General features: G+C 42.8%; 2 tRNA genes and 2 rRNA genes. All 4 read right to left on the bottom strand.

Annotation, left to right across the window (positions count from 1 at the left end):
* A 23S ribosomal RNA gene (locus ACYVIL_RS20505) occupies positions 1-400 on the bottom strand; the annotation flags it as partial.
* A gap of 354 nt (positions 401-754) precedes the next feature.
* Positions 755-830, bottom strand: a tRNA-Ala gene (locus ACYVIL_RS20500).
* A 162-nt stretch (positions 831-992) separates the two neighbouring features.
* Positions 993-1,069, bottom strand: a tRNA-Ile gene (locus ACYVIL_RS20495).
* 125 nt (positions 1,070-1,194) lie between these two features.
* Positions 1,195-1,268 (bottom strand): 16S ribosomal RNA (locus ACYVIL_RS20490); the annotation flags it as partial.

Here is a 1,268-nt window from a genome sequence, read left to right as displayed (position 1 = left end):
ATGGTCCCCCCATCTTCAGTCAAGATAACACGTGTCCCGACCTACTTAATATGGCAAAAATAACGCTTAGTGTACGGGACTATCACCCTGTACCGTTGAGCTTTCCAACTCATTCCACTACATTATAATTACTCGGCTGCTCCCCGTTCGCTCGCCGCTACTAGGGGAATCTCGTTTGATTTCTTTTCCTAAGGGTACTTAGATGTTTCAGTTCCCCTCGTTTGCCTCTACAACCTATGTATTCAGTTGCAGATAATGCATAAATGCACTGGGTTCCCCCATTCGGACATCTGTGGCTAAAATGCGTTTTGTCAACTCACCACAGCTTTTCGCAGACTTACACGTCCTTCATCGCCTCTAACTGCCTAGGCATCCACCGTATACGCTTAGTCACTTAACCATACAACCCCAAATACCTTCGTTATCCCGTTAAAGACATGAATGATTAACGGCTATTCGTTGGCTTGATTTGCGCCTTTTTATTCACAAACCAAAGGTGCTCACTTAAGAGCTTGTTATATGCGTGACAAGTTCTAATCATAAAATCAGATAGAGTACGCTTGAAGATAAATCTTCAATATTACTCTTTAGTTTTGATTACTTTTATCAGCTTTCCAAATTGTTAAAGAACATTTGACTTGGCGCTACGCGCCGCGTCTTAAGGTTTAAAAAACCCTAATCAATACATGCTAATACAACATCCATTGATTAAGGCTAATTCCTTTTATTCGAGCAATCACTTTCTTCTAGAAAGTGGTGGAGCTAAGCAGGATCGAACTGCTGACCTCCTGCGTGCAAGGCAGGCGCTCTCCCAGCTGAGCTATAGCCCCTTATATACAATATATAACTCGTAAATAAGGTTGAAGATGATGAATCTTCGGCCAGTTCGTCTCAATCTTTACTACGAAACTGGAATCTTTTCTAATCAAGGCATTGAGTGAGGACGTTAAGATCCTTAACGACGAACTCAATAACGCAGAGTAGGAAAGATTTGGTAGGCTTGGGCAGACTTGAACTGCCGACCTCACCCTTATCAGGGGTGCGCTCTAACCAGCTGAGCTACAAGCCTATTTCTTGCTTCTGCATTCGCTTTAGCAATAGTTGCTTGTTACCCAAGCACATCTTTTTGCTCTTCTTTATCGACAACAAAACAATCTGTGTGAACACTGCATCACAAAAGTGATACCTATAGTGTAAGGAGGTGATCCAACCCCAGGTTCCCCTAGGGTTACCTTGTTACGACTTCACCCCAGTCATGAAACACAAAG

Source organism: Aliiglaciecola aliphaticivorans (genome assembly GCF_054782055.1).
Note: the sequence above shows the minus strand (reverse complement) of the source record. Positions and strands in the feature narration are given on the sequence as shown.